23 protein-coding genes and 1 pseudogene are annotated in these 26,024 nt (G+C 64.1%); 8 read left to right on the top strand and 16 right to left on the bottom strand.

The genetic code is table 11. The features are described from left to right. Positions 1 to 236, top strand: a pseudogene (locus IG178_RS00120) (hypothetical protein); the annotation flags it as partial. Between the two features lie 266 nt (positions 237 to 502). Continuing rightward, positions 503 to 1,534 carry a BON domain-containing protein gene (locus IG178_RS00115; RefSeq protein WP_193210448.1) on the top strand — a complete coding sequence of 344 codons (1,032 nt, stop codon included), beginning with the start codon at positions 503 to 505 and terminating at the stop codon, positions 1,532 to 1,534. A 6-nt stretch (positions 1,535 to 1,540) separates the two neighbouring features. Here the strand turns inward: IG178_RS00115 and IG178_RS00110 are convergent, their stop codons facing one another. The 5 genes from IG178_RS00110 to IG178_RS00090 form a co-directional block, all read right to left on the bottom strand. Then, positions 1,541 to 2,929, bottom strand: coding sequence for a hypothetical protein (locus IG178_RS00110; protein WP_193210447.1), 1,389 nt, complete (start codon positions 2,927 to 2,929; stop codon positions 1,541 to 1,543). A 57-nt stretch (positions 2,930 to 2,986) separates the two neighbouring features. After that, on the bottom strand, positions 2,987 to 3,451 hold the full coding sequence (locus tag IG178_RS00105) for an EVE domain-containing protein (protein WP_193210446.1): 465 nt from the start codon (positions 3,449 to 3,451) through the stop codon (positions 2,987 to 2,989). 37 nt (positions 3,452 to 3,488) lie between these two features. Next, positions 3,489 to 4,274, bottom strand: coding sequence for a hypothetical protein (locus IG178_RS00100; RefSeq protein WP_193210445.1), 786 nt, complete (start codon positions 4,272 to 4,274; stop codon positions 3,489 to 3,491). Between the two features lie 13 nt (positions 4,275 to 4,287). Beyond that, positions 4,288 to 7,899 carry a hypothetical protein gene (locus IG178_RS00095; protein ID WP_193210444.1) on the bottom strand — a complete coding sequence of 1,204 codons (3,612 nt, stop codon included), beginning with the start codon at positions 7,897 to 7,899 and terminating at the stop codon, positions 4,288 to 4,290. Positions 7,900 to 8,034: 135 nt separating this feature from the next. Beyond that, the gene (locus IG178_RS00090) at positions 8,035 to 8,934 is read right to left on the bottom strand and encodes a LysR family transcriptional regulator (RefSeq protein ID WP_193210443.1); all 900 of its coding nucleotides are present in this window, start codon (positions 8,932 to 8,934) and stop codon (positions 8,035 to 8,037) included. A 122-nt stretch (positions 8,935 to 9,056) separates the two neighbouring features. Between IG178_RS00090 and IG178_RS00085 the strand changes: the two genes are divergently transcribed. The 4 genes from IG178_RS00085 to IG178_RS00070 all read left to right on the top strand — a co-directional run bounded on the left by IG178_RS00085 (position 9,057) and on the right by IG178_RS00070 (position 11,608). Further along, positions 9,057 to 9,776, top strand: coding sequence for a pirin family protein (locus IG178_RS00085; RefSeq protein ID WP_343225895.1), 720 nt, complete (start codon positions 9,057 to 9,059; stop codon positions 9,774 to 9,776). 33 nt (positions 9,777 to 9,809) lie between these two features. After that, positions 9,810 to 10,436 carry a YceI family protein gene (locus tag IG178_RS00080; RefSeq protein WP_193210442.1) on the top strand — a complete coding sequence of 209 codons (627 nt, stop codon included), beginning with the start codon at positions 9,810 to 9,812 and terminating at the stop codon, positions 10,434 to 10,436. Between the two features lie 95 nt (positions 10,437 to 10,531). Further along, positions 10,532 to 10,954 carry a hypothetical protein gene (locus IG178_RS00075; RefSeq protein WP_193210441.1) on the top strand — a complete coding sequence of 141 codons (423 nt, stop codon included), beginning with the start codon at positions 10,532 to 10,534 and terminating at the stop codon, positions 10,952 to 10,954. Positions 10,955 to 11,062: 108 nt separating this feature from the next. After that, positions 11,063 to 11,608, top strand: a complete 546-nt coding sequence (locus IG178_RS00070; protein ID WP_193210440.1) for a L,D-transpeptidase family protein — start codon at positions 11,063 to 11,065, stop codon at positions 11,606 to 11,608. A gap of 3 nt (positions 11,609 to 11,611) precedes the next feature. Here IG178_RS00070 and IG178_RS00065 read toward each other — a convergent pair whose 3' ends face one another. The 4 genes from IG178_RS00065 to IG178_RS00050 are packed head-to-tail and all read right to left on the bottom strand — an operon-like array spanning position 11,612 to position 16,785. Continuing rightward, positions 11,612 to 14,629, bottom strand: a complete 3,018-nt coding sequence (locus tag IG178_RS00065) for an FAD-dependent oxidoreductase (protein WP_193210439.1) — start codon at positions 14,627 to 14,629, stop codon at positions 11,612 to 11,614. 26 nt (positions 14,630 to 14,655) lie between these two features. Next, complete coding sequence (locus IG178_RS00060; RefSeq protein WP_193210438.1) at positions 14,656 to 14,826, bottom strand: hypothetical protein; 171 nt, start codon at positions 14,824 to 14,826, stop codon at positions 14,656 to 14,658. A 4-nt stretch (positions 14,827 to 14,830) separates the two neighbouring features. Continuing rightward, positions 14,831 to 15,880: a hypothetical protein gene (locus tag IG178_RS00055; protein ID WP_193210437.1), complete on the bottom strand. Its 1,050-nt coding sequence runs from the start codon at positions 15,878 to 15,880 to the stop codon at positions 14,831 to 14,833. Positions 15,881 to 15,912: 32 nt separating this feature from the next. Next, positions 15,913 to 16,785 (bottom strand): hypothetical protein, encoded by an 873-nt coding sequence (locus tag IG178_RS00050; protein WP_193210436.1) that lies wholly within the window; start codon positions 16,783 to 16,785, stop codon positions 15,913 to 15,915. Positions 16,786 to 16,936: 151 nt separating this feature from the next. Here IG178_RS00050 and IG178_RS00045 point away from each other — a divergent pair, with 151 nt between their 5' ends. Together IG178_RS00045 and IG178_RS00040 are read left to right on the top strand one after the other, a co-directional pair. Further along, the gene (locus IG178_RS00045; RefSeq protein ID WP_193210435.1) at positions 16,937 to 17,479 is read left to right on the top strand and encodes a sigma-70 family RNA polymerase sigma factor; all 543 of its coding nucleotides are present in this window, start codon (positions 16,937 to 16,939) and stop codon (positions 17,477 to 17,479) included. 3 nt (positions 17,480 to 17,482) lie between these two features. Beyond that, positions 17,483 to 19,060, top strand: a complete 1,578-nt coding sequence (locus IG178_RS00040) for a LamG-like jellyroll fold domain-containing protein (RefSeq protein ID WP_193210434.1) — start codon at positions 17,483 to 17,485, stop codon at positions 19,058 to 19,060. Positions 19,061 to 19,980: 920 nt separating this feature from the next. Here IG178_RS00040 and IG178_RS00035 read toward each other — a convergent pair. From IG178_RS00035 to IG178_RS00005, 7 genes are all read right to left on the bottom strand, one after another. After that, the gene (locus tag IG178_RS00035; RefSeq protein ID WP_193210433.1) at positions 19,981 to 20,649 is read right to left on the bottom strand and encodes a hypothetical protein; all 669 of its coding nucleotides are present in this window, start codon (positions 20,647 to 20,649) and stop codon (positions 19,981 to 19,983) included. Between the two features lie 108 nt (positions 20,650 to 20,757). Beyond that, entirely contained in the window at positions 20,758 to 21,015 is a 258-nt protein-coding gene (locus tag IG178_RS00030) for a hypothetical protein (protein WP_193210432.1), read from the bottom strand. Between the two features lie 252 nt (positions 21,016 to 21,267). Continuing rightward, positions 21,268 to 21,699, bottom strand: coding sequence for a hypothetical protein (locus IG178_RS00025; protein WP_193210431.1), 432 nt, complete (start codon positions 21,697 to 21,699; stop codon positions 21,268 to 21,270). A gap of 559 nt (positions 21,700 to 22,258) precedes the next feature. After that, a complete protein-coding gene (locus tag IG178_RS00020) occupies positions 22,259 to 22,915 on the bottom strand; it encodes a hypothetical protein (RefSeq protein WP_193210430.1) in 657 nt (218 codons plus the stop codon). 141 nt (positions 22,916 to 23,056) lie between these two features. Then, a complete protein-coding gene (locus tag IG178_RS00015) occupies positions 23,057 to 23,461 on the bottom strand; it encodes a hypothetical protein (protein WP_226894590.1) in 405 nt (134 codons plus the stop codon). 1,422 nt (positions 23,462 to 24,883) lie between these two features. Beyond that, positions 24,884 to 25,393, bottom strand: a complete 510-nt coding sequence (locus IG178_RS00010; protein ID WP_193210428.1) for a hypothetical protein — start codon at positions 25,391 to 25,393, stop codon at positions 24,884 to 24,886. Between the two features lie 153 nt (positions 25,394 to 25,546). Continuing rightward, on the bottom strand, positions 25,547 to 25,912 hold the full coding sequence (locus IG178_RS00005) for a DUF6559 family protein (RefSeq protein WP_193210427.1): 366 nt from the start codon (positions 25,910 to 25,912) through the stop codon (positions 25,547 to 25,549). Between the last annotated feature and the right edge of the window lie 112 nt (positions 25,913 to 26,024).

The following is a 26,024-nucleotide window of genomic DNA, read 5'->3' as shown; positions in this document are numbered from 1 at the left end:
AGTCCGAGTCCGAGTCCGAGTCCGAGTCCGAGTCCGAGTCCGAGTCCGAGTCCGAGTCCGAGTCCGAGTCCGAGTCCGAGTCCGAGTCCGAAGCAGAAGCAGAAGCAGAAGCAGAAGCTTCGTCCGAGGAGGAGGAGGAGGACGAAATGTCGCCCGACGAGGTTGAGGAAAGCAGCGGTGAAGACACGGTCACGGACCCGCAAGACCCCGAGAAGATCGAGCCGGACGACAAGTAGTCGGGATGGATTCAGGGGGCGGTAGGTGGCCCCGGCACCCGGATTGAACGGCGAACCCCAGGCCCGACAGAAAAAGTGTCGTCCGGGCGGTGCATCCTGCATTTGACCGGTTGCACCCTGCTCCATCTGGAGCATGCTTGATCTGCCAGTTCCGACTCGCCCCGTGTCTAACCAATTGACAGCGAGCGGCCATCACGACCGTGGCACGGGCCATGCGGAAAGAAAGCCAACCGGCGAACGATCGGTTCGCCCAACCCCGCAACGCCATGAAAACGTCGATTTTCTCCCGCTCCGCCCGTTGGTTGCTCCTCGCAGCCGCCCTCGGCACCGCTGGCGCCACGCCGGAATACGGCCCCGACGACGACGCCGAAACCGCCGACTTCATTGCCGTCGACGTCCAAGCCGACCAGCGGATGGCCGGCAGCAAGGTCGAAGTCGCCATCGACAACGGCATCGCCACCCTCACCGGCACTGCCCTGTCCCTCGACCAGGCCGAACGCGCCGCCGCTCGGGCCCTGACGACCGATTCCGTCCGCGCCGTGGTCAACCGCCTCGAAATCTCGGACCCCGGCACCAGCGACGCCCAGCTCGCCGACCGGACCGAACTCCGCCTGAAAAACAGCCTGGCGCTCGATGCTTCGCGGATCCGGGTGGTCGTTGACGATCGCCGCGCGGTGCTGCTCGGACAAACCGGAACCTGGGATGAGCAGGAGCTTGCACGGGAAATCGCTTCGGAAGTCGCCGGCATCCGCCAGATCGACAATCGCCTCGAGGTCACCTTCGACACCATCCGCACCGACCGGGCAATCCGCGCCCAGATCGAGCGCCTCGTCGCCGACGATCCGCTCTACGCCGGGCTGCGGGTCAACGTCGAGGTCAACGACGGCATCGTGAGCCTCGCTGGCGAGGTCGGCAGCACCGGGGAAAAGGACCAGCTGGTCCACCGGGCCCACGTCACCGGCGTCACGGAAGTCTGGGCCGATGACATCATGGTCAACCGTGACCTCGCCATGGAGGGCATGAGCGGGAAAGTCCCGTCCGGCACCACGGTGCTGAAATCGCTGGCTTCGGCGATTTCGAAGGACCCCCGCCTCGACCGCGCCGACGTCCATGCCGCGATCGACGCCAAGGTGATCACCTTGACCGGCACGGCGCCTTCCGAGGACGCTCGCGCTGCCGCCGAATCCAACGCCCGCGGACTGCCCGGTGCGTGGAGCATCGCCAACCAGATCCAGGTGATCGAAGGCACGGCCCGCAACAGCTCCGCCGGAACGCCCCTGGCGACCATCGAGGAATAAGCGTGGTCAGGCCGGCTCCCCCGCGATTTCGACCTCTTCGTAAGGCCCGTGGATTCCGGCCGCCATCCACAGCTCGTGCTGCTCGTCGGCCTCCCGGCGGATGAGTTCCAGCAAGGCGTCAGCATCGGCGACCGGCTGGGCCCCTTGCGCCCCCGGCCTCCCGAGATGGGCGGCAAGGATCCGGGGCGGTCTTCCTTGAACCCGCAGCGCGTCGAGGGACGGCGGCAAATTACCGAGCATCGGCTGGCTGCAGGTGAGCACCGACCTCCCGTCGCTCGTCCAGCAGCGGAAAGCGGTTTCCTGGGTCTCACCGAAAAAGTTCCCGAACGAGACCCGCGTCATGATGAGAATCGCGAAATGCCGGCGGTCCGGTGAGGCAAGCACCAGTCCCTCGGTGCGCAAATCTCCCGCTGGATAATCCATCCGCTCCGCCAGCTCCTCCGTCCAGCCTTCGAACTCCGGCAGTCCCGCGATTTCTTCCCAGCGCCGGCGCAGCGACGCATCCGCCTCGGCGGGCGGCAGCACCCGCGATTCGGACCAATGATACTGTTTCCGCTCCAGTCGTGGCGACCGGCGGGCCTTGAGGATTGCCAAGGTGAGGAAAATCCGCGGATTCCAGCGGTATTTGCCGGCCAGCAGCCCCAGCGGCAGCTGATACTGGAACACCGTGCACAGGCGGCGTTTCCGCCCCGGCGCCGGCCCTTGCTGGACCCGGCGTGCGAGTTCGGCCAGCGATGCGGGTGGCACCCCGCGCACCTCCAGCCAGCCGTCGCGCACCCCGGTGCAGCGCAGCCCCTGGTCCAGCAATTGCCAGACCGCGGACGCCAGCAGCAGGGTGACCGCCAGGCCGAATCCATACGTGGCGACGTCGACCGCCCCGTAGAATCCGCGGTGCCAGGCGCGGCTGGTTCCGGCGAGGACTCCCAATAGGGTCAGCAACAACGTGAGCAAGCCGGCCCACAGCAGGAGCCGCCGCCAACGTCCCCGGCGCGCCCGGGCCGCCAGCGTCGCCGCCGACGCGTAGCCTTGCACCCGCGCGGCGTGCCCCGGCCCCACCAGGCGCCCGAAAAACCGCTTGAAGACGGTCATCAGCACGAAAATCAGCGCGAACCCGTAGACCGGCTTCACCGCCTGGTTGTGGCTGATCCAAACTCCCATGCCGATCGCCGGCACGATTGCGAACAGGGCACGGCCGATGGAGGGCGCCACCACGAACTGCCGGGCGGTGGGTGTGAGATCCCGGGCACCCGCCTCCCCCTCAAGGTTCACCTCCGGCAGCCGCGCTCCGTCGCGCACCATCAGGCAATCCCCGGCCACCGTCCAGGTGCCCGCCGGCTCGCCGGCCGGCGAGCTGTCCTCGGGCGGGGCATACGGATCGAGCGCTTCTTCCGGCATCGACGGACTTCACCGGAACCCGCGGCTCACCGCAAGCACCGGGGAAGCAAGCCGGCGTCACGGTTTCCAACCACCCAGCTTACAGACGCGCTTGAAGTGCTTCGCCTCGACCGGGGTGATCGACAGCCGCGTCCCGCGCTGCAGGACCAGCATGCCGTCGAGCGCCGCGTCGTCCTTCATCTGTTGCAACGAGACCGGCTGCGGGAATTTCGCCACGAACTCGAAATCCACCAGAATCCAGCGCGGTACCTCCTTCGTCGCCTTGGGGTCGAAGTACTCGGACTTGGCGTCGAACTGCGTGGGATCGGGATATGGCTCGCCAACGACCCGGGCCACGCCCACCGGACCGGGCGGCGTGGCGTTCGAGTGATAGAAAATCGCCAGGTCCCCCGGCTTCATTTCGTCGCGCATGTAGTTGCGTGCCTGATAGTTCCGCACCCCGGACCATGGCTCACGCTTCACCCCGGCGAGGTGATCGATGGAAAAAACGTCGGGCTCGGATTTGATCAGCCAGTGGCGCATGCGCCGACGCTACCGGGATCATTCCGCCGGGCAAGGATCACGGGTCTTTTTTCAGCGGCTGCGGCATCGGCTCGCGGCGGATGACCGCCTTGAGCGGCAGGCGCTTCTGGTCGCCGTCGGCTCGGTAGATCACGACCAGCGTGCGCTCCCCGCGGTTCTGGAACACCGCGCCGGAATGGAAGCGCTTCAGCTTTCCCTTCACATCTTCCGCCCCCAGCCAGATCGGCGCGTCCTTCCCGATCGGAACGCGGTGCCGGGTGATCTTGCCGGCCGGCAGCTTGATCTGCTCGCCATTGAACACCATCCCGACCGGGACCGGCGAAAGGTTCACCACCCGCACTTCACCGGCGGGCGCCGCGGTGGGACCGTCCGGCAGCACCAGCGACCGTGCCTCCGCCCACGAGCCCTTCGGGTTCGCCCGCCACAACAGCACCAGGAAGTCGCCTTCCTCCGGCCGGTTCACCCGCATCCATGGCTCCGCCTCGGCACCGTCCTCACGGCGCCGCACCAGCATCGGACCGCCTCCGCCCGGGGCTTTCAACGGCTCGGTGATGCGGCCGAGCAGCAGCCGCACCGCGCTGGCTTCGGCCTCGTCGCCAAAGCCCACCATGACCTCGCGCGGCGGGACGCTGCCGGGCGGCGGCTCGAGTTCATACTGCACGCCATCGCGCTCCTCGAAGCGATAGGTCGCCAGGTCGCCGACCGGCAGGAAGCGCACTTGTCGCGGCGGCAGCTTGGGCTTCTCCGTGGTCTCGCCCTCCTGCGCGGACAGCGGCCCGCAAGCCAAAAGCAGGGCCATGCCGACCAGGCGTGAAAACTTCATGGCCCACCTTCTATCAGACCTCGCCCGGCTGAAGCCAGCGGAACGATGTGACCACGAAACGGCGGCCGAAGTCGCCCGCTTCGCCCTCAAGTTCGGAATTCAGCCCGCTCGCATCGGGACGGATCGGCTCCGGCGTGCGCTGGACCACGGCTTCGCACCAAGCCCGCGCCTGCAATTTCCCCTCCGCGTCCACCGCGTCGCCATAGGCACGGATCACGAAGGTGTCGGATCGGGCGGTCAACGCCGGGCCGATCACCTGCAGCACATCGGCCTGCGTCAGGTACGACGGCGCGCCCCACACCTTGCTCGACGGCTTGAGTGTCTGCTCCATCCGGGTGGCATCGCGAAGGTTGTCGGGATGGTTGTAGTCCGGCAGCGACGCCTCGTTGTCCAAGGGGAAGTCCGCTTCCTGAGCCTCGTTGAGCCCGGCCCGCTCGATCGCCGCCTGCAGCGCGCCCATGCGCCCGGTCTCATCGTCGGCCAGGCGACGGTTGACGAAATCCGCCAGCGAAATGAACGGCCCGCGCAGTTTCACCTGTTCGACGATCTCCTCGGCCAAGCGCTCGATCTCATCCTGGGTCAATTCGCGGTAGCCGGCCCAGGCGCTGTCGCCGTCGGTGTCGTCGCCGGCCCGCCAGGCTCCGCCCGGGGCATCGAGGACCCGCGGGAAGGGCACGCTGTCGGTTGTGCCGTAGTGGCTCCGGCGGGTCGATCCGAGCAGCGCCTTCCACGCCTCGACCCGGGTTGAGTTCACGTTGAAAGCCCCGTCGACCATCAGCTGGTAGGCGGCGCGGTGATAGTCGTTCAGGGTTTCCGAAGTCGCCGTGCCCAGGGTGGTGGTCGCCAGATGCATCCGGCCGTTGGGAAGCGGATCCGCCTGCGGGTCGGCCAGGAAATCATCCTTCTCCAGCTCGCTGCCGCTCGACAGGAAGAAGCGGTCCCACAAGGCCTGGTTCACCTCGAAAGACAGGTCATACACTAGGTTGTCCGTTTCCGGCACCTCGCCCAGGATGGCCCGCGCCGTCATCGCCCACTCGGCGCGGGTGGTGGAGCGTTCCTTGTCGTTGGACCAGCCGAGCTCGTTGTGGTGGAACCCGCCCATGCTGGCGGTCGAGAGGCTGCCGGTGCGCGGCGAGGTGTGTTCCAGACCCAGGGTCCCGCCGCCGCCCAGCCGCGGGTCGGCGAGGGAATTGCCGATCGCGTAGGAGGGCTGCCAGACCAGCTCGGACAGCTTGACGTGCTGGAACTGGGCGAGCGAAATCACGCCGGTTTCATGGCGCGGCACATCGAACAGGACGTAACGTTCCGCACCTTCCTGCGGGGGGCCGAAGGGATTGCCGTGATAGCGTCCGCCGCGCGGCACCGGTGCCTGCTCGTCCCAGCTCACGGCCTGATCGTAGAGGTCGCGGGTGTAGGCACCGAAGAACCACGGCCCGCCACCCTTGCCGGAGACCGCCAGGTTTCCCGCCACGTTGTCCCATGGCGAACGCAGGATGAAGGATGCCCGCGGGTTCCAGTTGGCCAGCAGGGCGTCCTCGAAATGCGGCGTCCCCGCCAGGGCGCCCGACGCCGAAAGGTTGGACGGATGTTCGTTGAACCAGCGCAGGCGGATCCCCTCGCGGGTCCGCACGTTCGGCACCACCGTCGGATGGGGATCCGCGCGGTCGAGCAGCTGCATCGGCATCCGCTCATATTGGTTCCACGACACCCGCGGCTCGCGCCCGGCACCGAACTGCAGCGACGCCGACAGCACCGACACCTGCGGCAGCGCGTCGAAGTCCTCGAAGGTGATCGTGCTGGCAAAGCCGACGTTTTTCAGGATCGCCCGCGTGTCATCGCCCTGGTTTTCGACCCCGTAGCGGCCGACCCCGCTCCAGTAGGGCGTCGGCGCGTACCAGAACGAGGTCGGCCGGTAGGGAATGCCGCCCCCGATGTCGGTACCGGAGATGTAGTAGCAACGCGAGGGATCCGGGGCCACCGTGCAGCTCAGCTCGTTCGCGTTCAGGTTGTACGGCCCCTGACGGTACGGGCTGAGCGAGTCATATTCCGCCGCCCGCGCCGGGGAAAAGACCAGGCATTCCCCGGGCCCGAACTTCGTCAGCGGGATCGTGAAATAATAGGATCCGATGTAGGGGTCCAGATACCCCTCGGTGCTCATGATCGCCTTCCCTTGGGCGTTGAACTGGGTGCTCCGCCCGCCCTCGAAAGACAACCACTGGCCGTTGAAGCGGCGCTCGATGCCGCCGATGAAGTAAACGTTCTCGGTCCACAACTCCTGGCGGCCGTTGCCTTGGATCATTACCATCATCCGGTCCGACTGCAGCTCGCAGTTGTAGGGGTTCCAGAGGACCACGCGGGGATAGTGCAGGTGCCTCAGCTGGTATTCCGGGGTCGACCCCTCGCTGGAATCGAGGAGGAAGGTGCTGAGGTGGGTGTAATTTGTCGCCTCGACCAGGATCGGCTTGAGCCCCGAGCGCTGGTTGCCGGCCAGCTTGACCGGTTGTTCGTTCGCCAGCGCGAGGTTCCGGCTGGTTGCAGCCGCCCCTGAGCCCAGGTCGGTGAGTTTCGACGGCAGGATGGCATTGGAGAAAGTCGTCGCATTCTTCGCCCAGTCGCGCAGCACCCCGAAACGCGGACCGGCCTGGCGATAGCGGGAAATGCCGGTGTCGCCGGGTTCACCGATCATGACTTCGTCGTCCGACAATCCGGGAAGACCTTCTTCCGCGTCGATCGAGCCGCCGCTCGCGAGATAGGCGGTGAGGTCCTTCTTCAAGCCGCCGCGCATCACGTCCACCAGGACCCCGCTGGACTCGGCGGTGAAATCAAAGGCGTGCTCCTGCCGCCAATCCGAGCCCGCATCGGTCAAAGCCGCCGTGCCCGCCGTCGCCAGCCGGCGGCTCTCTTCCGCGGTGATCTCGACCGAACCGCCCATGAAAGAGGAATCCGCCGACTGCGAAGCCATCACTCGGAACATCCCGCCATTCCCGGGCGCACCCCGGTCCGCCGGCGTCCCGGAACGCGGGTCGGTGGTTGCCAGATTGGCCCGGACCCCGAGGTCGCCGGTCCACCAGCCGTAGTGGCCGGTCTTCTTGCCGCCCTCGTCCGCGACCTCGACCAGGGGCACCTCGACGGCGCCCGAGCTGGCATCCCCGGTCGTCCCGGCGCCCACCATTTCGACCGTTTCGCCCTTTGCCCCGAGCGTGGGCTCACCGTCCCCGCTGACCAGCCACGACATCACGTCCTCGCCGGGAGTGCGGCCGGTCCCCCAGCGCAAATCCTTCAAGCCGCCGTCCAGATCGTCGCGCTCGAACCACGAATCCATGCCCTCGGGATGGGTCCGCCAAACACCGGTCCATTGCGGTTGGGCGACGTGGTCGCCGAGCAGCTCCGCGGTGGCCGAGACCCGCCGGTCCGGTCCCAGATTCTCCTGCAACTGGCCGATCGCCAGCATCAGCGCCATGCGGGCATTTGAGCGCGCGACCGTGAGCTGGTCCTCGCGCCCGGAGCGGCGGAGTTCGATCGATGCAAGGCTCATCAACCCGACCGCCAGGATCATCAGGAACGACAGCATCAGCATGCACACCACCAGCGCGAATCCGCGGTCGGATTCCCGGGGGGACTTCACGCACTGGAATGCACCAGTCACAAAAAAGTAGTTACATCGTGTTTTCTACCACCGCGAGCTGGAATTTTGGCCCGATCGCCGCACAAACCCTGCCAAATGCACGGTTTTCACCCGGTCCGGGGTCCTGTTAGCCCCTCATCGCGGCACGGCATCCTGGCCTGCTTCCGCCGCGGCACCCCGCAGTTCGCCGACGAAGACACCGGTCACCGGAGACGTTTCCTTGCCCGCCGGGAGCCCGGCCGCCACGCAGACCGGCTCCGGTTCCGGCTCGAGCCTGACCACCGCCATGCGGTCGAGGTGGCTGCCCGCGGCCATCAGCGCGATCCCCAGTCCCGCCTGTACCGCCGCGCCGAGGCTGGTGACGCCGTCGAATTCCCCCGCCACCTTCGCGTCGATCCCGTGCTGGCGGAAAAAGCGGCTCACCGACTGCCAGTATTCCGGGTAGTCGGTGCGCGAGAAAAGCAGCAGCCGCTCGCCATCGAGCTCCGCCACCGCGACCTTCTTGCGCTTGGCGAAGGGATGCCCCGCCGGAACCGCCAGCTGGATCGGGTGGCGCCGGATGGTCTCCCAGCGCACCGCCTGGGCATCGCCCTCCCACGGCACCGTTACCACCACGTCGAAGCGGCCCTGCGCCAGGCCCTCGCGCATCTCGGCGCTGGAACTGTCGGAAAGCTCCACCCGGACCCTGGGGTGGAGCTGCGAAAAGCGCTCCAGCGCCAGCCCTAACAGCGGGCCGGCCAGCGACGGCGAGAAGCCGATGCGCAGGGGCTCGCCGGCGGCCTCGGCGCGCACCTGCTTGACCACCCGCGCCGCCCGTTCCAGCAGCTTGCCGCCCTCGCTCACCAGCAGCTTGCCGGCCGGCGTCAGCGTCACCGAGTGGGCCCCGCGGGTGAACAGCTCGACCTCCAGTTCTTCCTCCAGTGCCTTGATCTGGCGGCTCATCGCCGGCTGGGTCAGGTTCATCCGCCGCGCCGCCGCCGTGATGCTGCCTTCCTCCGCCGCCGCCACGAACAACTGCAACTGCCGCAATTCCATGGCCGGCTTCTAGCAGCGGGCCCCGGCGCTGGAAAACGCAATCCGCCGCCATCGCCCGGGAGGCATGCTCAGCCTGCCGACACGGCATTGGGCAGATCCGGGATCCATGAGATGATGACGCCGTGAAAACGAACACCGACCTGACGATCCGCCGCTCCGGCGAACGCGGCCATGTGAACCACGGCTGGCTCGACAGCCGCTTCACCTTCTCCTTCGCCGACTACTACGATCCCGCCCACATGGGCTTCCGCTCGCTGCGGGTGATCAACGACGACCGCATCGCCCCGCGCGGCGGCTTCCCGACCCATCCCCACCGCGACATGGAGATCTTCTCCTACGTCCTCGCCGGCGAGCTCGCCCACCAGGACAGCATGGGCAACGCCCGCGTGCTGAAGCCCGGCCAGATCCAGCTGATGAGCGCCGGCAGCGGCGTCACCCACTCCGAGTTCAATCCTTCGCCCGACGCCGAGGCCAAGCTCCTGCAAATCTGGATCCTCCCGCGCCAGCGCGGCCTCCAGCCCCGCTACACCGAGTGGGAACCCACCCCGGAGCAGGCGACGGCGGCCAAGGTGCTGGTGATTTCCCCGGACGGCCGCGACCACTCCGCCACCATCGCCCAGGACGCCGACATCTACCGCCTCAAGCTCCAGCCGGGCGAATCGGTCGCCCACACCCTCGCCCCCGGGCGCGGCCTGTGGCTCCACCTCATCCACGGCGAGGCCGATTTCAACGGCACGGGAATAAATCCCGGTGATGCCGCCTCCAGCGAGCGCCCCGGGGATTTCACCCTCACCGCCAAGGACCAAGCCGTCGAAGCCCTGCTGTTCGACCTCGGCGCCTGACTTTCACGACCACCACCAACGAATCCACCAACCATGAAAATCGATATCCTCGCCCTGCCCGCCGCCGTCTTCGCGCTGAGCCTCGTCTCCTGCGAAAACCCCGCGGACAAGACCGCCGACGCTTCCGTCAAGGAGGCCGTCGCCAAGAGCTCCACCACCGGCACCGGAACCAAGTACGTGTTCACGCCGGAATCCACCATCGGCTTCACCGGTTCCAAGGTGACCGGCAAGCACGACGGCGGCTTCAAGAGCTTCACCGGCTACTTCTCGGTCGCCGACGGCGCCCCGGTCGGCAACGACCACAAGGTCGTCATCGACATGACCTCGACCTGGTCCGACGCCGAGAAGCTGACCGAACACCTCAAGGCCCCCGATTTCTTCGACGTCGAGAAGTTCCCTGAAACCACCTTCGACGTCACCGAAATCAAGAAGGAGTCCGACACCGCCTACACCGTCTCCGGCAACTTCAAGCTGCACGGCGTGGAGAAGAACATCAGCTTCCCCGCCACCGTCAGCCAGGACGGCGACACCGTGAAGATCCAGGCGGAGTTCGACATCAACCGCAAGGACTTCGGGATCCTCTACCCCGGCAAGACCGACGACCTGATCCGTGACGAGGTGGTCATCCGACTCGATCTCCAGGCCAAGCCGGAAGCCTGATCCCGACGCCGCGATCTCGCTGCGGTCCGGGCGCAATGCCCGGGCCGCTTTTTCGTATCCTTGCACCGCCTCCGGCCCCCTGCTCGAAATCCGGCGTGAACTTCTACTCCGCCGCCGGCTTCCTGTTCACCGGACTACTCTGGATCGCGCTCGGAATCTCGATCTCGTGGTGCTTCCGACGGATCGACGAGGCCACCGCCTCGCGGCTCGCCGCGCCGTTCCTCATCGGCCTGGCGACCTGTTCGCTCGCCGTCACCTATGGCTTCGCCATGGAACTCTTCGTCGCGAACTACAGCGGCGCGAAATATGAACTGGAAGCCCTGCAGTTCCGCCTTTCCGGTCCCTACGCCTGGTTCTACGGCCTCCAGCTCGCCGCCAACGCGGCACCGGTCGCCTTCCTGGTGCCAGCCGTCCGCCGGTCGATGAGGTGGACCACCGGACTGACCATCGCCGTTTTCCTGGCGGCGCACCTCACGACGTTCATCACTCTCGCCCACATTGGAGCTGCCCAGCCATGAGTACTTCGATCGCGCCGGTCGCCGAAGGTCTTTGCCGTCAGGGCGAATCGTGCTAACGGTTCCCCTCGAAACGCCGATTCTATGGCAACTCCGAACCTGTTCTCCCCCTTGAACGCCATCGCAGCGGCTGCCGCGATGGCCCTCTCATCCTGCGCCACCGCGCCCCAGGCACCGCCGAGGAAAGCCGAGCACGTCCTCTATGAATGGTACGACGACCATGGCCCCGGCGAAGTGAAGGTGCACATCGACCTGACCGAGCAACGGGCCTACTACACCCGCGGCGGGCGGGACATCGGTTGGTCCTACGTTGCCACCGGCAAGGAAGGCCACCGCACCCCGTCGGGCACCTACTCGATCACCGAGAAGATCGTCGACAAGTACTCGAACCGCTACGGCTGGATCGAGGACGAGTGGGGCAATGTCACCAACGGCGACGCCAAGCCGAGCACCCGGGTTCCCGCGGGGGAGCGCTACGTTCCGGCGCCGATGCCCTATTGGATGCGTCTCACCAGTTACGGCATCGGCATGCACGCCGGCGTCATTCCCCGCCCCGGCGAAGCGGCTTCCCATGGCTGCATCCGGCTGCCACGGCAACTGGCGCCGCAACTGTTCGAAGTGGTTCGGGTCGGCACGCCGGTGAGGATCTCCCACTGACACTCACGGCAGCGGCCGGCCGCCGGAAAGCTTCCACTTGAGCAGCGGCAGGGTGATCGCGGCAAGCCCCGCCGCCCCCGGATGCACGCCGTCCGGGACGTAGCCTTGATAGGTCGCGGGATCGTTTGCCTGCAGGCCCTCCCAATTCGGATGGTTGTCGACCAGCCGCAGCGCCCGCTCGGCCGCAACTTCGCGGTACATCTGGTAGTAGGCCGCCAGCTCCGGCCGCAAGGTCGCGGACTGGTTGCTGCCCGACGGCGAGTTCCAGACCGTGTTCATCGTCTGCAGGATGATCTCCACCTCGGGGTTCTGCGCCTGGATGGCATCGATCATCACCAGCAGGTTCGCCCGCGCCTCGGCGACGCTGAGCGACGGGGTGCCGTCGCTGTAGCGGAAGGCATCGTTCATCGCGAACTCGATGAACACGGCGTCCGGATCATGCGCCAGCACCTTCGCATCCAGTTGTGCCACGCCTTCCGCGGAATTCTTGCCGCTCAAGCCGCTGTTGATCACCGTCAGCAGGCCCGGATACTTCGCCGACAGCCAGGCATTCATCTGCCCGACCCAGGCCCCGCCCGCGGTGAGGCTGGTGCCGTAGACCACCACCGTTTCCGGCTGCCCCGCGGCGAGTCCCAGCACGAAGCCCGCGGGATCCGTCTGCAGGGCCACGCGAAAAAAATGGCGGTCGCCGTCGCGCGGCACGATGAAGTTGAAATCCTCGAAGGTCGTCCACGCCGGCCCTTCACCCGGGCCCTCCAGCGAGAAGCCAAAATTGAACTCGCCCTCGCCCGTCTTTTGAAAGCCCGGCCGGGTGAGCCGCAGGTCGAAGATTTCTCCCTCGGAGTGAAGCCCGAAGTAGCCGGGATGCCCGGCGACGGCATCGATGAACGCCTCGTTCGAAACCAGCGGGTCGAGCCCCAGCATCAACTCGCGGATGTCGCTCATGCCGTCGCCGTCGCTGTCCTCGTCGTCGTCCACCGGCAGAAAGCCCACCGCGTCGGCGATGACGTAGCCGTTAGCCCCCGTCGTCTTGATCACCACCCCTTCGCCGGGCGAACCGGTGAAGTCGTGGATGCCGAGGAGATTCCATCTTCCCCCGTTCGAGCGCTGGTCGACGGTGACCGTCTTGACCTCCCCGCCGTAGTGGATTTCCACCGTCACGTTCGACGCCCGGTTGGCGTGTTCGGTCCAGCGCAGGAACACGCCCAACGACCCGCTGGCCGCCTCGGGCAAGGCATAGCTCACCTCCTTGCTGCCCTGGCCGGCATTTCCGTCGTGCAGGTAGTCCGTGCCGACGAAGCCCGCCGTGGAATTGCCGGAGGTCCAGGCGCCGGTGATCTCGACCCGCTCCGCGTCGGTGTTGTCGACGATCATGCTCGGCACGCCGACCACCGGATCGCCGAGCGCCTGCCCCGCGGCCACCAGGGCTTGGCGGAGTTGCGGGTAGGCGACATCCTGGACGTCGATGTCCTGGTCGATCGCGATGTCCGCGGCCAGCGCCGCCGACTGCGACAGGATCATGAACACCGGCTCCATCCGGATCGACCCGAAGGCCATGTGCGAGGCCGAAAGGCTCCACGGCACCAGCAGGTTCGGGCATTCGCCGCGCTTCGGCACGATCGAGCGGTAGGACACCGGATACGGGTTCGCCACGGTGAGCTGGACGTCCCCCTCGTTCTTCACCATGCCGTTCTTCACGTGCCGCTGGACGTGGTGCGAGTCCATCGAATAGGCCGCCAGCCCCACCGAATCCGCCGCGATCGCGGCGCCGGTGCAGTGCTGCTGGGTCATCACGTAGTCGGACACCATCCGCCGCGCCTCGCGGACGTAAAGTTGGTACGGCCAGTGGCCGTTGTCCGTGAACTCGTCCGCCGGCAAGCCCCAGGCGGCGTAGGCGTTGCGGATCGAAAGAGGCACGCGCGGATGATTCTGCAAGGTCCACACCAGGCCGCGCTGCCAGTTCTCATGCTCCAGGGCGAGGGCGATCCGCTGGTCGTGGCCGAGCGTCGTCCAGTCCCAGCCGGGCCCGTGGTTCTTGCCGATGAAGTCGGTCGAGATGCCGCCGGTGTTGTTTGAGTCGGTCTTGCGGTTCGGCATTAGGTCGAACTTGAAGAAGCCCGAGGTTTGCCCGGCCTCGATCGCCCGGAACAGCAGTTCGTAGTCGTCCTCGTCGTAGCCCGCGGGTTGCGCGATCGTCACCCGGTTGGCGGCGACGTCGGTGAGCGCCATGCGGAAGCAATAGGCCTGGAGCCGCCCGTCGCCGCTGCCATCGGTCCCGCCGGCATCGGCCTCGACCCCGGGCAACAGGCCGCTGCCGGGATCTCCCGCAACGACGTAGGGGTCGATGTTGTTAGGAAGCTGGTTCTTGGTGGCCCTGCCCGCCTGGATGCCGCTGACCGACTCGCCATAGGTGCTGTTCGGCTCGCGGCCGACCGTGAACGACACCCCCGCGCCGGGCAGCAGGTCGCCCTCGTAGCTGGCATCGATGAAGATCTTCCCGGCATACTCGCCGCCGCCTTCGAGGCGGATATGGTCGATCTCCCCCGCGTCCATCACAACCCCGCCGGCGAGATCGAGGCGGCCGGTCACCACCGGCACGCTTTCGTCGGCCAGCAGTTCGACGAAGATGCTCTCCGCGACCTTCGGCTCGAACACCGAGGCAACTTCCGTGGTCGCGTTGAAGGCGGGGCCGCCTTGCCCCGAATTGCCGTAGCTGGCCCGCGTCTGCCAGTTCCACGCCGCGTCGTCCTGGTAGTGGAGATAGATGCGGTGATAGAACTCGCGGCTGAGGCCGCCGAGGATGGAACTCTTGCCGAGGTCGGTCCAGCCCAGCCCGCTCGACGTCAGGCCGCCCAGGTGGAGGGTCGGGGAGATCAGCACGACGCTCTTGCCGGAACGAGCCGCCTGCACGGCGGCGATTACCCCGCCCGAGGTGCCGCCATAGACGACGACATCATAGGGAACCGGATCGGCGCCGGCGGAACAAAGCGTTGCCGCCAGGATGAGAGCGCGGGATTTCATGGAATGGGCGGGGCCCTGGATCTTTCTCACGGTGTATCGGGGTGCAAGCGCAGGAACTCCGGGTCCGGTGACGTGGTCACCGGTCCGCCCTGCTTGGAAATACTAAACTTATCGTCGCAACAATCCTCACGGAAGAGGGCCGGCACCGCCGAACCGGCGGCGGCGGCGAAGGCGCTGGGAACGAGGTGAAACTTCATGGCGTCAGCGGTCGAGAAGGGTGACCCGCAGGTAGTTCCTGTCCGCCGGCAGCTCGACCGACCGGTTGTAGGTCTCGAGCACCGGCCACGCGCTGAGGTCGCCGCTGTGCTGGACCTCGAAGGTGAAACCCACCGGGCCCTCACCCGACTTCGGCAGCACCACCCCGCCCTTGCCGAGGGCCAGCATCCCGGCGTCGCTGAACAGCCCGAAATACTCCGGGTGCGCCTGGATCGCCGCGATCAGACTGGCATCGGACACCCCGGGGTCGAGCCCCAGCACCGCCTCCTGGGCATCGGTCAGGCCGTCCCCGTCGCTGTCGTCGCCACCCGCCGCGGCATGGGGCGAAACATCGGCATAGGTCGGGCCGATCCTCAATTCGTCGACAAAGAGCGGGCTCCCGTCCTGGCCGGCGATGCGGACGCGGTCGAAATCGAAATCCGCGAGGCTGACCACCCCGTCCGGGAAAGACGGCACTCCTGTTAGAACGGGATCGATGAAGGCCTCGACCTGGTCGTTGCCACCCGAACCGGTGCCGCTGCTGACCTTGAGCACCACGAAGTGGGTCACACCGAACTGCCCCTTGCTCATGGTGATGCTGCCGTTGCCGACATTGAGGGCCATGGTGGGGCCGGTATTGGCGCTCGAGTTGCTGATCCCGAACACGGACGTCGCCCCGCGGTAGAAGCTGACGCCCTCGAACTTCGAGTTCGACCCCGGCAGGTGATAGAGGAAGGAGATCCACACGTCGGACTTGAGGCCGTCCACGTCCCTGAAGCTGCGGGTGGTGGCGACGTTGGTGGTGTCGAGCGAGAACCCGGCGGTATTGAGCACATTGCCGTTGCCATCGGTATAGCCGAGGCCTTCGCTGCGGACGACGCAGGACTCGCCGTCCTGGGTCCAGCCGGCGGACCAGCCGGTGCCGCCGGACTCCCCGGTGACATCGGCGGAGGCGGAGTAATCGAAGGACTCGTAGGCCAGTTCCGCGGCGGACAGCACGGCCGGCAGGCAGGTCGCCGCCACCAGCAGGCACGGACGAGAAAGTCGGGGTTTCATGGCTTGGTTCGAGGGTCCTCCAAACTCGGCGTTCAACGGCGGCGGCGCAAGAACGCCAGCAGGCCGATCCCGCCGAGCAACGCACCGGACGGCTCCGGCACGGCCACGATCTGCACCATGTTGAAGAAGCCGCGGGTCTCCGTACCGGTTCCATCCGACGCCAGGAACAAGGAATCACCGGCACCCAGGGTCACGTTGAGCGCGACGTAATTGTCGCCGGCGATGAAGCTGTTGTAGGCCGCAGGATTCGGGGTTGCGGCGCCGAAGTTCGATTCGACGCTGCCGGTCAAGGCACTGAAGCCGAAGGTCGACGAGAGCGCCCCGGAGCCGGCGTAGAGGGTGATCGGCAGCTCCGCGACGTTCGAGTTGGTGTTCCGTCCCATCACGTAGACGGTGTATTCGCCGGCGGTCAGGCCATCGACCCGCAGGCCGATCGCGGTGTTGGATGCGCCACCCAGCCAGCCGGCCCTGCCGGCCGCGGAATTGCCGGTGTTGTTGCCGTCGCCGTAGATCGACCCCGCGTTGGAGACCAGGTTTTCAAAGCCGCCGACGCCACCTCCCGAACCGTAGAGGGCCGCGGTGTTGATGGTCGCGGCGCCGAAGCCGATCGTGCCGCTGCCCGCGCTGGTCTCGCTGCCGAAGGTCACCGTGACCCCGGTCGCCGAGCTGCCGTCGCCATAGGACAGCGAGCTGCTCGCGGCGGTGGTGGCGAAATTGTTCCAGGTGGTTTCCGAGGCCGCGACCGCCCCGCTGGCGTGGCCCGGGCTGAGGTCGAGGTAGGACCCACCCACCGCCCCCGGATCGCTGCCGTGGGTGGTGTGGAAATTCAGAAGCAAGCTCGAGGCCTGCAGCGGGGAGCTGGCCGCCAGGAGGGCCGCGGACAAGGTGGGGACGAGGGTTTTCATGGGTTTTCGCGATCCATCCGGCACCAACGGCGGGCCGGGAATCCCCCATGAATGACGGCTCTCCGGCGGGACTTAGCAGATCGGGGTGAAAAATTTCCCGGTCCTGCTAACTTCGGGCTCCCCGGGGCCATTCCTAGGATGACACGAGACGATGCCTGAGCGAACTCCAACCGAGGACGAAGCGCACACCGCGGCGGTGCAGCGGCTCTTCGTGCAATTCCAGCCGGCAATCCGCGGCTACATCCTCGCGATGATCCCGGACTTCCCGTCCGCCGACGACGTGCTGCAGGAGACCTTCCTCGTGGTCACCCGCAAGGCCGCCTCCTTCGAGATCGGCACCAGCTTCCCGGCCTGGGTGAAGACCATCGCGCGCTTCAAATGCCTCGAGGCCATCCGCGCACGCCGCAACCGCTTCGAGTGCTTGTCCGACGAGGTGCTCGAAGCCCTCGGGGCCGAACGCGAGGGCTTCCGGACCGACACCGACGAGCGCCTCGTCCACCTCGCCCAATGCATCGACCAGCTCGCCCCGCAGGCGCGCCGGTCGATCCATTTCCGCTACCAGAACGACCACCGTCCGCCGGAGATTGCCGGCCTGATGGGTTGCACCGTCCAATCGGTCAACGTCACCCTGTCCCGCGCCCGCGCCTTCCTCCGCGACTGCGTGAAAGCAAAAATCTCCGCCACCCCCACCTGAGCCATGTTCGACGAATCCCGACTCGAGCGTCTGGTCGATGCCTACTTCGACCAGCAATTGACGGCCGCGGAGAAGCGCGAGCTCGAAACGATGCTGCTCGGCTCGTCGCGCGCGAGAGAGATCTTCCTCGACCGCTCTGACTGGCACGGCCTGACCCGCGAGTGGGCGATGCAGCGCCAGGCGGAGATGCTGATGGGTGACATCGACCCGCCCGCGAAGGTCGTCCCTTTCCGCCGCAAGGCCTGGCTCGGCGCCGGCATCGCGGCCTGTGCGCTGCTCGGCTGGTGGCTCCTTCCCCAGCGCGCCCCGCAGCCGGACGCCGGCATCGTCGAACATCCCGCCAACCCGGCCCGCGACGACGTCGCCCTGCTCGCCCAGGCGATCGACGTCGAATGGGAGACCGGCAGCCACAGCGTCGGCACCGCCTTGCCGAAAGGGCTGCTGAAAATCGCCCGCGGCACGCTGCGGCTCGACTTCTACAGCGGCGCCCGCGTCATCCTCGAAGGTCCCGCCACCCTCGACCTGCTGTCGCAGGATCTCGCCCGCCTCGACCACGGCAAGCTCACCGCCCGGGTGCCCCCGCCGGCGGAAGGCTTCACCATCCTCAACGCCAACCTGCGCGTCATCGACCGCGGCACCGAGTTCGGCATGAGCGTCAATGGCAGCGACGACTGCGAGGTCCACGTCTTCGACGGCGAGGTCGAGTTGCAGGGCGAGGTCCCCGACACCGCCGCCCGGGCCTTGTTCGAGGGCGAAGCGGTCTCGATCCGCCAGGGCAAGTCGTCGCCCATCACCGCGGACCGCCGTTCCTTCGCCGACCCGGCGTCGATGATGCAAGCCGCCGCCCGCGACAGCGCCGCGCGGATGGCGTCGTGGCGGGCCCGTTCGGAGGCCTTCCGCCAACTGCCGGACCTGTTGGTCTACTACAACTTCGAGGACCTCGAGCCCGGCAGCATGATCGTGCAGAACCAGGCGAGCGGCGCCGATGAAGCCACCAACGGCTCGGTCATCGGCTGTGAGACCCTGTCCGGCCGCTGGTCGAAGAAGCTCGCCCTCGGCTTCGCCAAAACCAGCGACCGCGTGCGCTTCCGCGCCCAGGGCCTCGCGCCCGCCCTCACCATGATGGCCTGGGTGCGGGTCGACAGCCTGCCACAGGCGCACAACTCGCTGCTCTCGATGTCGCCCGACCAGCTCGGCGAGATCCACTGGAAGCTCGACCAGTCCGGGCGCCTGCTGCTCGGCATGCGCTCCGACGGCCGGCAGATTTTCGAGTCGTGGGAACGCCTGGTCAGCCCGACCATCGTCACCGGACAAGACTTCGGCCGGTGGATCCATTTCGCCACCGTGATCGACAGCGAGCAGGGCGTGATGCGGCACTACGTGAACGGCAAGGAAGTCGTGTCCGCGCCGATGATGCGGCGGGTGCCGGTGCAACTCGGCCTCGCCAACCTCGGCAACTTCGATGCCTCCTCCCCCGACCGCCAGGAGATCGGCGAGCTGCGCAATTTCAACGGCCGCATCGACGAGTTCGCCCTCTTCCGCCGGGCGCTCAGCGAAGAGGAAATCGCGGCGATGAAGTGAGTTCGGGCGGGCGGTTCGCCTCACCGATCCCGCACCCATCATCCCTTCCATCCCGCAGGCCAACGAGACACAGCGGCTAATTCAGGAAGCCGAGAATCAGGGAAAACACGCTGCCCGCGTTGCTTTGGAGTGCGCCGGCAGAGGGAGCGCAGCGACCGGCGACGGCGCTTTGTTGCGGCTGACCTCTCCCCACAGGCCAGCCGTCCCCGACACGGCCCCACAGCACACCCCGGCGATTCATTACCGGAACGTCCCGCCCCCCCCTCCGACTCCCCGAAAGCGGTGTCGCCGCTGCGCTCTGCCACCGCACTCCAAGGTACTTTGGAGTGCGCCGGCAGAGGGAGCCCGCGACCGGCGACGGCGCTTTGTTGCGGCCGTCCTCACCCCACAAGCCAGCCGTGCCCGACACGGCCCCACAGCACACCCCGGCGATTCCTAGCCGGAACTTCCCGACTCCCCCTCCGGCGCCCCGAAAGCGGTGTCGCCGCCGCGCTCTGCCACCGCACTCCAAGATAATTTGGAGTGCGCCGGCAGAGGGAGCACAGCGACCGGCGACGGCGCTTTGTTGCGGCCGTCCTCACCCCACAGGCCAGCCGTGCCCGACACGGCCCCACAGCACACCCCGGCGATTCATTACCGCCCCCCCCCCTCTGACTCCCCGAAAGCGGTGTCGCCGCCGCGCTCTGCCACCGGCGACGGCGCTTTGTTGCGGATCGCCTCGCCTCCAAAAGCCGGAAGCCCCCCGAACTCCAGCACTTGGGAAACCCAAGCAGATCATCATCGCCATCATGCGCAAGTTGCTGCACCAGATCTACGGGATCCTCAGATCCGGCCTGCCTTTCAACCCTGACAAACGGGGCTTCCGGGCAACCTGAACAGCCCGCCGCACCAACCCCAAAAAGAAACCCAAAAAACAATCTTTAGCGTTGATCCTTCAACGCAGCATCTTGTTCGCCGATTAGTTTCTCGAGTTGCCCTATAGTCTCGTTGATCTTCGTGAAGTTGGCGTCCTGGATCCCGAGCACCCACGAACCATCCTCTCGTCGTAGCGGCAGAACCTCCACCTTGGTGAACGACTGCCCCTCGACAGTTCCTGAAACTCGGTAGTTCACGAGCATTGCATCAGGGCCATTCATGGTGTGCCCGATGATCTCGATCTTCGACGCCTCGCCCTGCTTGACGAGTGAGGCGTAAAGATCCGGAAACTTGGTCCGCTGCATCTCAAAGAGACTACGAATGAAAGCTCCATAGACCTCCCGAGGCTGCATCAGCTCAATCTCATCGGCCGAATCCGCCCACGTGACCAAATGCTCGAAGTACTGCTTCGCACCAGCCTTTTCAGCAAGTCTCGCCGCTTGGACGTGGAGAGCCTTGTATCGTTGGGCGTCCACTAGGCTGGTATGCGCCTCGACACCCTCGAATTCCAGTCGGGTCATCTGACGCAGGAAGTAGCCCGCCATCTTCTCAGGATCCTTGGGCACGTCCGCAGCCAGTGCCGTAGAGGCTACCAGCGCGATCACCGCAAAGCTGTGTCCGAACATCTTCATTTCTGTGGCGAACGTCTGAGAAATGGCGATCCCGACCCTCATGGCGGCACTCCGATTCTCGTTGCCCGATTGAATCACCACAGCGGAAACGCAACAAGGCCGCTGTAAGGGGTCGCCATCTTCGGCTTGTTCGGCAATTTCGTTTGCTCGTTAGCCCGCTGCCCGGAAGAGGAGAAGCCACGCCAACGGTACGCCGAGAATAATCAACCACGCCACGATCCGGACCAGGGATCCCGAAGCCGGCGGGGAAAAGTCGCGGTCCCAGTGATCGTCGCGAAGTGCAATCCGAGCGAGCAGATCTGGTAGCCAGATCATCGAGAGCGGAATCATGAACAAAAGTGAGGCCCGCACTGCTAGCGCGAGTCCACCGATTGAATACGCGATACACACCCAGAGCGCGACGAGCATGGTAGCAATCAATCGTTCAGGTGACATCAGTCGTGCCTTCTCGTAGTCTCCGTCCCGCATCGTGGGGTTATTCTGCCGAACGTCACAGCGATGTCACTGCCTGCCGACAGCGCGCTCCGACTTCAGGGTTGATGTTTGAATGGTCATTTCACTTTCGACTCAGCGCGGGCAGGCAGTTGATCATCCGCGACTCTTGTTCGGCAATTCGTTCGCTTTGCGTGGTGCATTGCTTCCAAGACTGGAGTGCGCCAGTCATTCTTCAACCAACGAGGCGTAGCAAATTGGTGGGTCCTCAAAATCGAGGATGATCGATTGATTGTGCCGTGGCCAAATCACAGCCTTTACGGAGTTGGGCTTCACCTCCGTCACGTCGAGGCGTGTAGGCAGATCCGCCAATGCCAGATCCAAATCGGCATCCGTGCCGCGATGGTATCCCACTGCGAATGCCAATTCAGCGGCGTAGTCGACGTTCCTCCGATACATCATGTCGTAACCGAGCAACTTCCAGCCCAACCACGGAATCGCGATCAGATTCAGAAGCAAGCTCGCAACAAGGATAAAGTTCTTAACGGAGATCTTCATTCTGAGCCGAACGTTTGAGCGCATCCGGCGGCGGGATGGAAGCCCGGATTCAATTTGGCGGCTTGTCGCCGTCGGATGGCGCGGCTTGTTCGCCTCTTCCATTCCAACCGATACTCTTGCGCGCACGTTCCGACCACTTCAGAACGCGAGGAAGCACCCATCCGAGGAGCGCCAACAGCAACATCAACTGGATAGCACCAAAGGACCCAAGCCGCTGGAAAGACCATGGGTAGTCTTCGAGGGGAAAGTGGGGCTCCGGGCGTTCTAAATAGCTCAATTCAGTCAGGTCTAGCCCGCTGGAAATCCCGGCGAAGAGCGACACGAACAATGTTAGGAAGGCAACAGCACTCAATCTCGGTCCGCGTAGTCCACACCAACAAAGAGGCACCCCGACGAGCAATAGACCCAACGCGGGTCGATAGAAGTTGAACGGCACGTCCCTTCCATGGTGCCCAAAGTACTTCTGCAGGAACCAAAGATCACACGCAGCAGTTCCCAACACCGCGACTATCGAGAGAATCGCGAAGGGCGCCCGCCACCTCTTGGGGACTTTAAGTTCTCTGAGCCTCATTTCAGGCGAACGATGAGCACGTGCACCACTACCAGCGGGGGCGCGCGTCGATCACGGGGTTGGGGTTGTAGTCAGGCGAAATCATCTCAACTAGGCGGCTGGTAGTGGTTGCACGGTGCGGCTTGTTATCCTCTTGGTTGTGTAGAATACGGGAATCGCGAGAATCCATATTCCAACCCATGTCAGAATAGAGTAATTCACCATGAAACCCATTGCCACATGCCGCATGCGTCCAGACATGGGATCTTGAAGAGTGTAGCCATGATGGCTCGGCCTTGGAAGCTGCCCGGTGTGGCAATCCTCCAAAACATCAAGCACATACTGTAACGTGAGTCGATTGGCAGGTCGGTCAGGAATCTCAAGGGTGGCGAGCAGGTGCTCGATATCAAGAGGCACGCGGACATCCCGATCCACTATCGTATCACTGTCGAGATCGAACAATAATCGGCCTTCCGGACGGTCTTCGTAACCCGAATTCAAACTCCACTTCATCGATATCTGATCATAAACTGGTGACACCCCGCCATAAACTTTGAATCGTCTCGGAGCCCGACCCTCCAACTCTATATCAGAAATCGAAGGGTCTCCCTCAACTGAGGGGAAAAAGTGTGATTGAAAGGAATAATCGAAAAATCCAGCTCCATTACCTGTTCCGCCCTGGCTTGAGCGTCTGAAGACCGTTCCAACGACCTGCATGCCACCAATCAGAACGGCCAGCCAGATTGCGGCGTGGAATGCGATCTTCATTTCTTGGGATAACGTCATAGCACACCAACCGCCTGACGGCAACCGCGCGTTGACTGTGAGTTGAGGGTTGTAATCACGGTGAGAATTCGACTCGAAGCGGGTCAGGCGGTTGTGGTGCTGCGGCTTGTTGGGCTTGACTTCTTAGTTCGCTGTTCTCCTGCGCCACTCCTCAGCTTGCTTGATTAGATCACGCCTCCGAGCCTCAATATCCTTGATGCGGGAGCGCATCGCGTTGCGTTCATCCAGGAAGGCTTGTGCTTCATCCGGAAGTTCCTTGCCTTCCGGTTTGGCCTTCTCCGCAGTTTCGATGAACTGTGCAAGATCTCTACGCTGGGCCAACGCGACCTCAAGCTTCTCGATCTCCTCGTCGCACTCCTTAATCTGCTCTTGGAAGCGAATATCGGTGGGATCGGTTAGGAAGCTGCCGCCCGACAAACTATGCTCAGAGACTCCCGCAGTATCGCTTGGTGGCGATGACTCACTGGACCGGCGGCAAGCAACTACGCTCAACCATAGAAGCGGAATTGCTAGCGATTTCGGTCTCATGTTTTTCTTGCCCAACGTCTCAATGGAGACGCGCGAACCAAAAGCCGCGCGTCGGGAAAATAGAAAGGATGGTAATCATGAGTGATGCCCGCCAACGAAGCGGAGGTAGAGCGTCGACTCCCATGGCTTGTTCTGCTTGGGAGATTTCCGGCAGCGTGTTGGTGGCTCGAATCGAGTCTCCGAAAGGTCTAGTGCGCATTAGAGAGTTCAGCGGCTGGCCCTCAGCATCGGTGATGAATCACTACATAGCAGAGGGTTCGGTGATCAGTATTAGTCTCGTGCGATCCAGGACTTCAGGAACTTTGAGCAGTCTGCTGGATCAGCCTGCCAAAAATCGACATATTCGCAGGCAGCCTCGTGAGCAGTCATGTCCTCCGGGATGTTCTGTGCTGCGTGGAATGCGTCGTCTAGTCCGATCAATACATCAGAGATGGGGCCGATCTTCTTCCGGTCATAGTGGCCCGAACAATGGAAGACAATCATCGCGGTCTGAACCTCAGTGATGAACTGGTATATTTTTGGATCCATATTTTTGCAGAACGTTCAAAGTGTAGGCAACCAGCGGGCTGAGGTGGAAGCTGAATTCACCACTGGAGCAGACCAGCCCGCGTGGTTGCCTACCATGGCTTGTTCGCGTTTTCCTAGTTGTAGGGTTTCACCGGAATGGGCGGTAGACCCAGATTCTTCCTGGCGGTGGGAAAGTCGCGGAAAACCCTTTCGTAGTAAGCCTGTGACTCGTGGGATCTGATGTAGTCCATCCTGCCGATCCAGTATTCACGATAGGTTCCCCATGCTTTGGGACACGACTCTCCCTTTGCCTCGCTCTCGAGAACATGGGAAAAGAACGAAATCGAAACTTCTGCCGAAGGTGCTCCACGCCTGTTCGAAGCGACATCAGTCCTGCTTCGATACTCATTCGGTATGAGATTGATCATCTCGCATCCGGAAATCGCCAAAGCCGTTCCCACGGCAACAATCTTCCTTAAAGTCTTCATTCTGGAGCGAACGTCATAGCTGTGGCAGCGGCGGAAAGGAAGCCCGGATTCAAAGAAGAACGTTGCCGCCGCTTGCCACCAGCGCCTTGTTGTGCATTGGGAATCCCGTGAAGTCTCCGGGTCTGGCTGCGGACCGCCCGGTGGGAGAGAAACCGCGGCGATCCGGCCCGCGACGGCTGCTGGAAACCTTGCGATCGGCCCATCCGTCGCCGCCCCGCCCTGGATCGATGCCGAAACTCCGACACCCGCATCCCGGCATCGCGCTTCAAGACGCCTGCTCTGCGACCTACTCCGAGATCGAATCTTCCGCCTGCTTGTCGACCCTCTCGACCGGCCTTCGCAACACGGACACTCGATCACCGAGGCACCCGAAAGCCATTTCCGCACAACGTCTAAGGAATGGCGTCGCCGGCTTGCACGCACAAAATTAATCAGACGGCTTCCTCGGCGTCGCCATCTCCGACTTGTTATCCTTCTTTGTTGTTTGATAGACATCGGAGGCCAATAGCCCTTCTGGAAGCTCAATAATATCTCGAAGCATCTTGCAAAGTTCATTGTCCTTACCCCGCGTCCCGGAAATGGAGAGTCGCAGCTTCGGCTTCACCCAGGTGAGACAGGTGAAGCAAAGACTCGTCTTTAGGCGCTTGCCCTCTGAATCAATAGCCTCAATACCGTAGATCGGATCATGCCCGCAAAAGTGATCAGCTTCAACGTTAGTAAGTGATTCTCGCAGCTTCGCTACAATCTTCGCTGCGTCCTCGGTGGAAGCTTCCTTGGTGCTAACTATTCCACGCGACTTATTGCTCCAATCGATCCAAAACTTTGTCTTCGTCTCCTGCTTATCGGTGTGGTCGAGCAGATGAACAATCAAGGCTGGCTCATCCGCAAAGCTCTGCGTGTGGCAGAAGAGGAAAACGATGATCGATAGAATCTTCATTTATTGGATAACGTCATAGCACACACACCGCCTGACGGCAGCCGCGCGTTGACTGAGGGTTGAGGGCCGTAATCACGGTAAAAATGCGACTCGGAGCGGGTCAGGCGGTTGGGTGCTGCGACTTGTTCGCTTGGTTTTTCGATTTTTGCACCACTACGAGAAATCAAACCAATCGAATACATCAGAGAGGTCAATGTCCGGCCACTCGAGCCAAGACAGGTCAATGTCGATCCCCAAGAACGATCCACCGCTGGCTAGATCCGCGAGAACCTCCGACTTCATGGCCACGTAGTCACAAACCTCTCCGGCAGCTTCATGGATGGCCGTGAAATCACTGGGTGAGGAAAACATGCAGTATGCCCAACAAACGATATCGGGCTGGTAGCCGCCATCGCTTGCGGCCCTCCTGATCTCAGCGGGCTTGTAATACTTCCGTTTACCATGCTCCTTCACCAAACGTTGCCCAACGTCACTGATGAATTTCTTCTTGTCTTCAGGTCTTAGCTCGCAAGCAGGCATGGCTCTGGGAATTTAATAGCGAACAGTATTTATTAACCCGGTGAGCATATCGGTTTTCGAGCTGCCCACCCGGACTTGATTGAACCGCATCCAAGCTTGGAAAGCACTGGCT

The sequence above is a fragment of the Neoluteolibacter marinus genome (genome assembly GCF_014904755.1).
Taxonomy (GTDB): Bacteria; Verrucomicrobiota; Verrucomicrobiia; order Verrucomicrobiales; family Akkermansiaceae; genus Haloferula; species Haloferula marina.
This window is presented reverse-complemented; position numbering and strand designations above follow the sequence as displayed.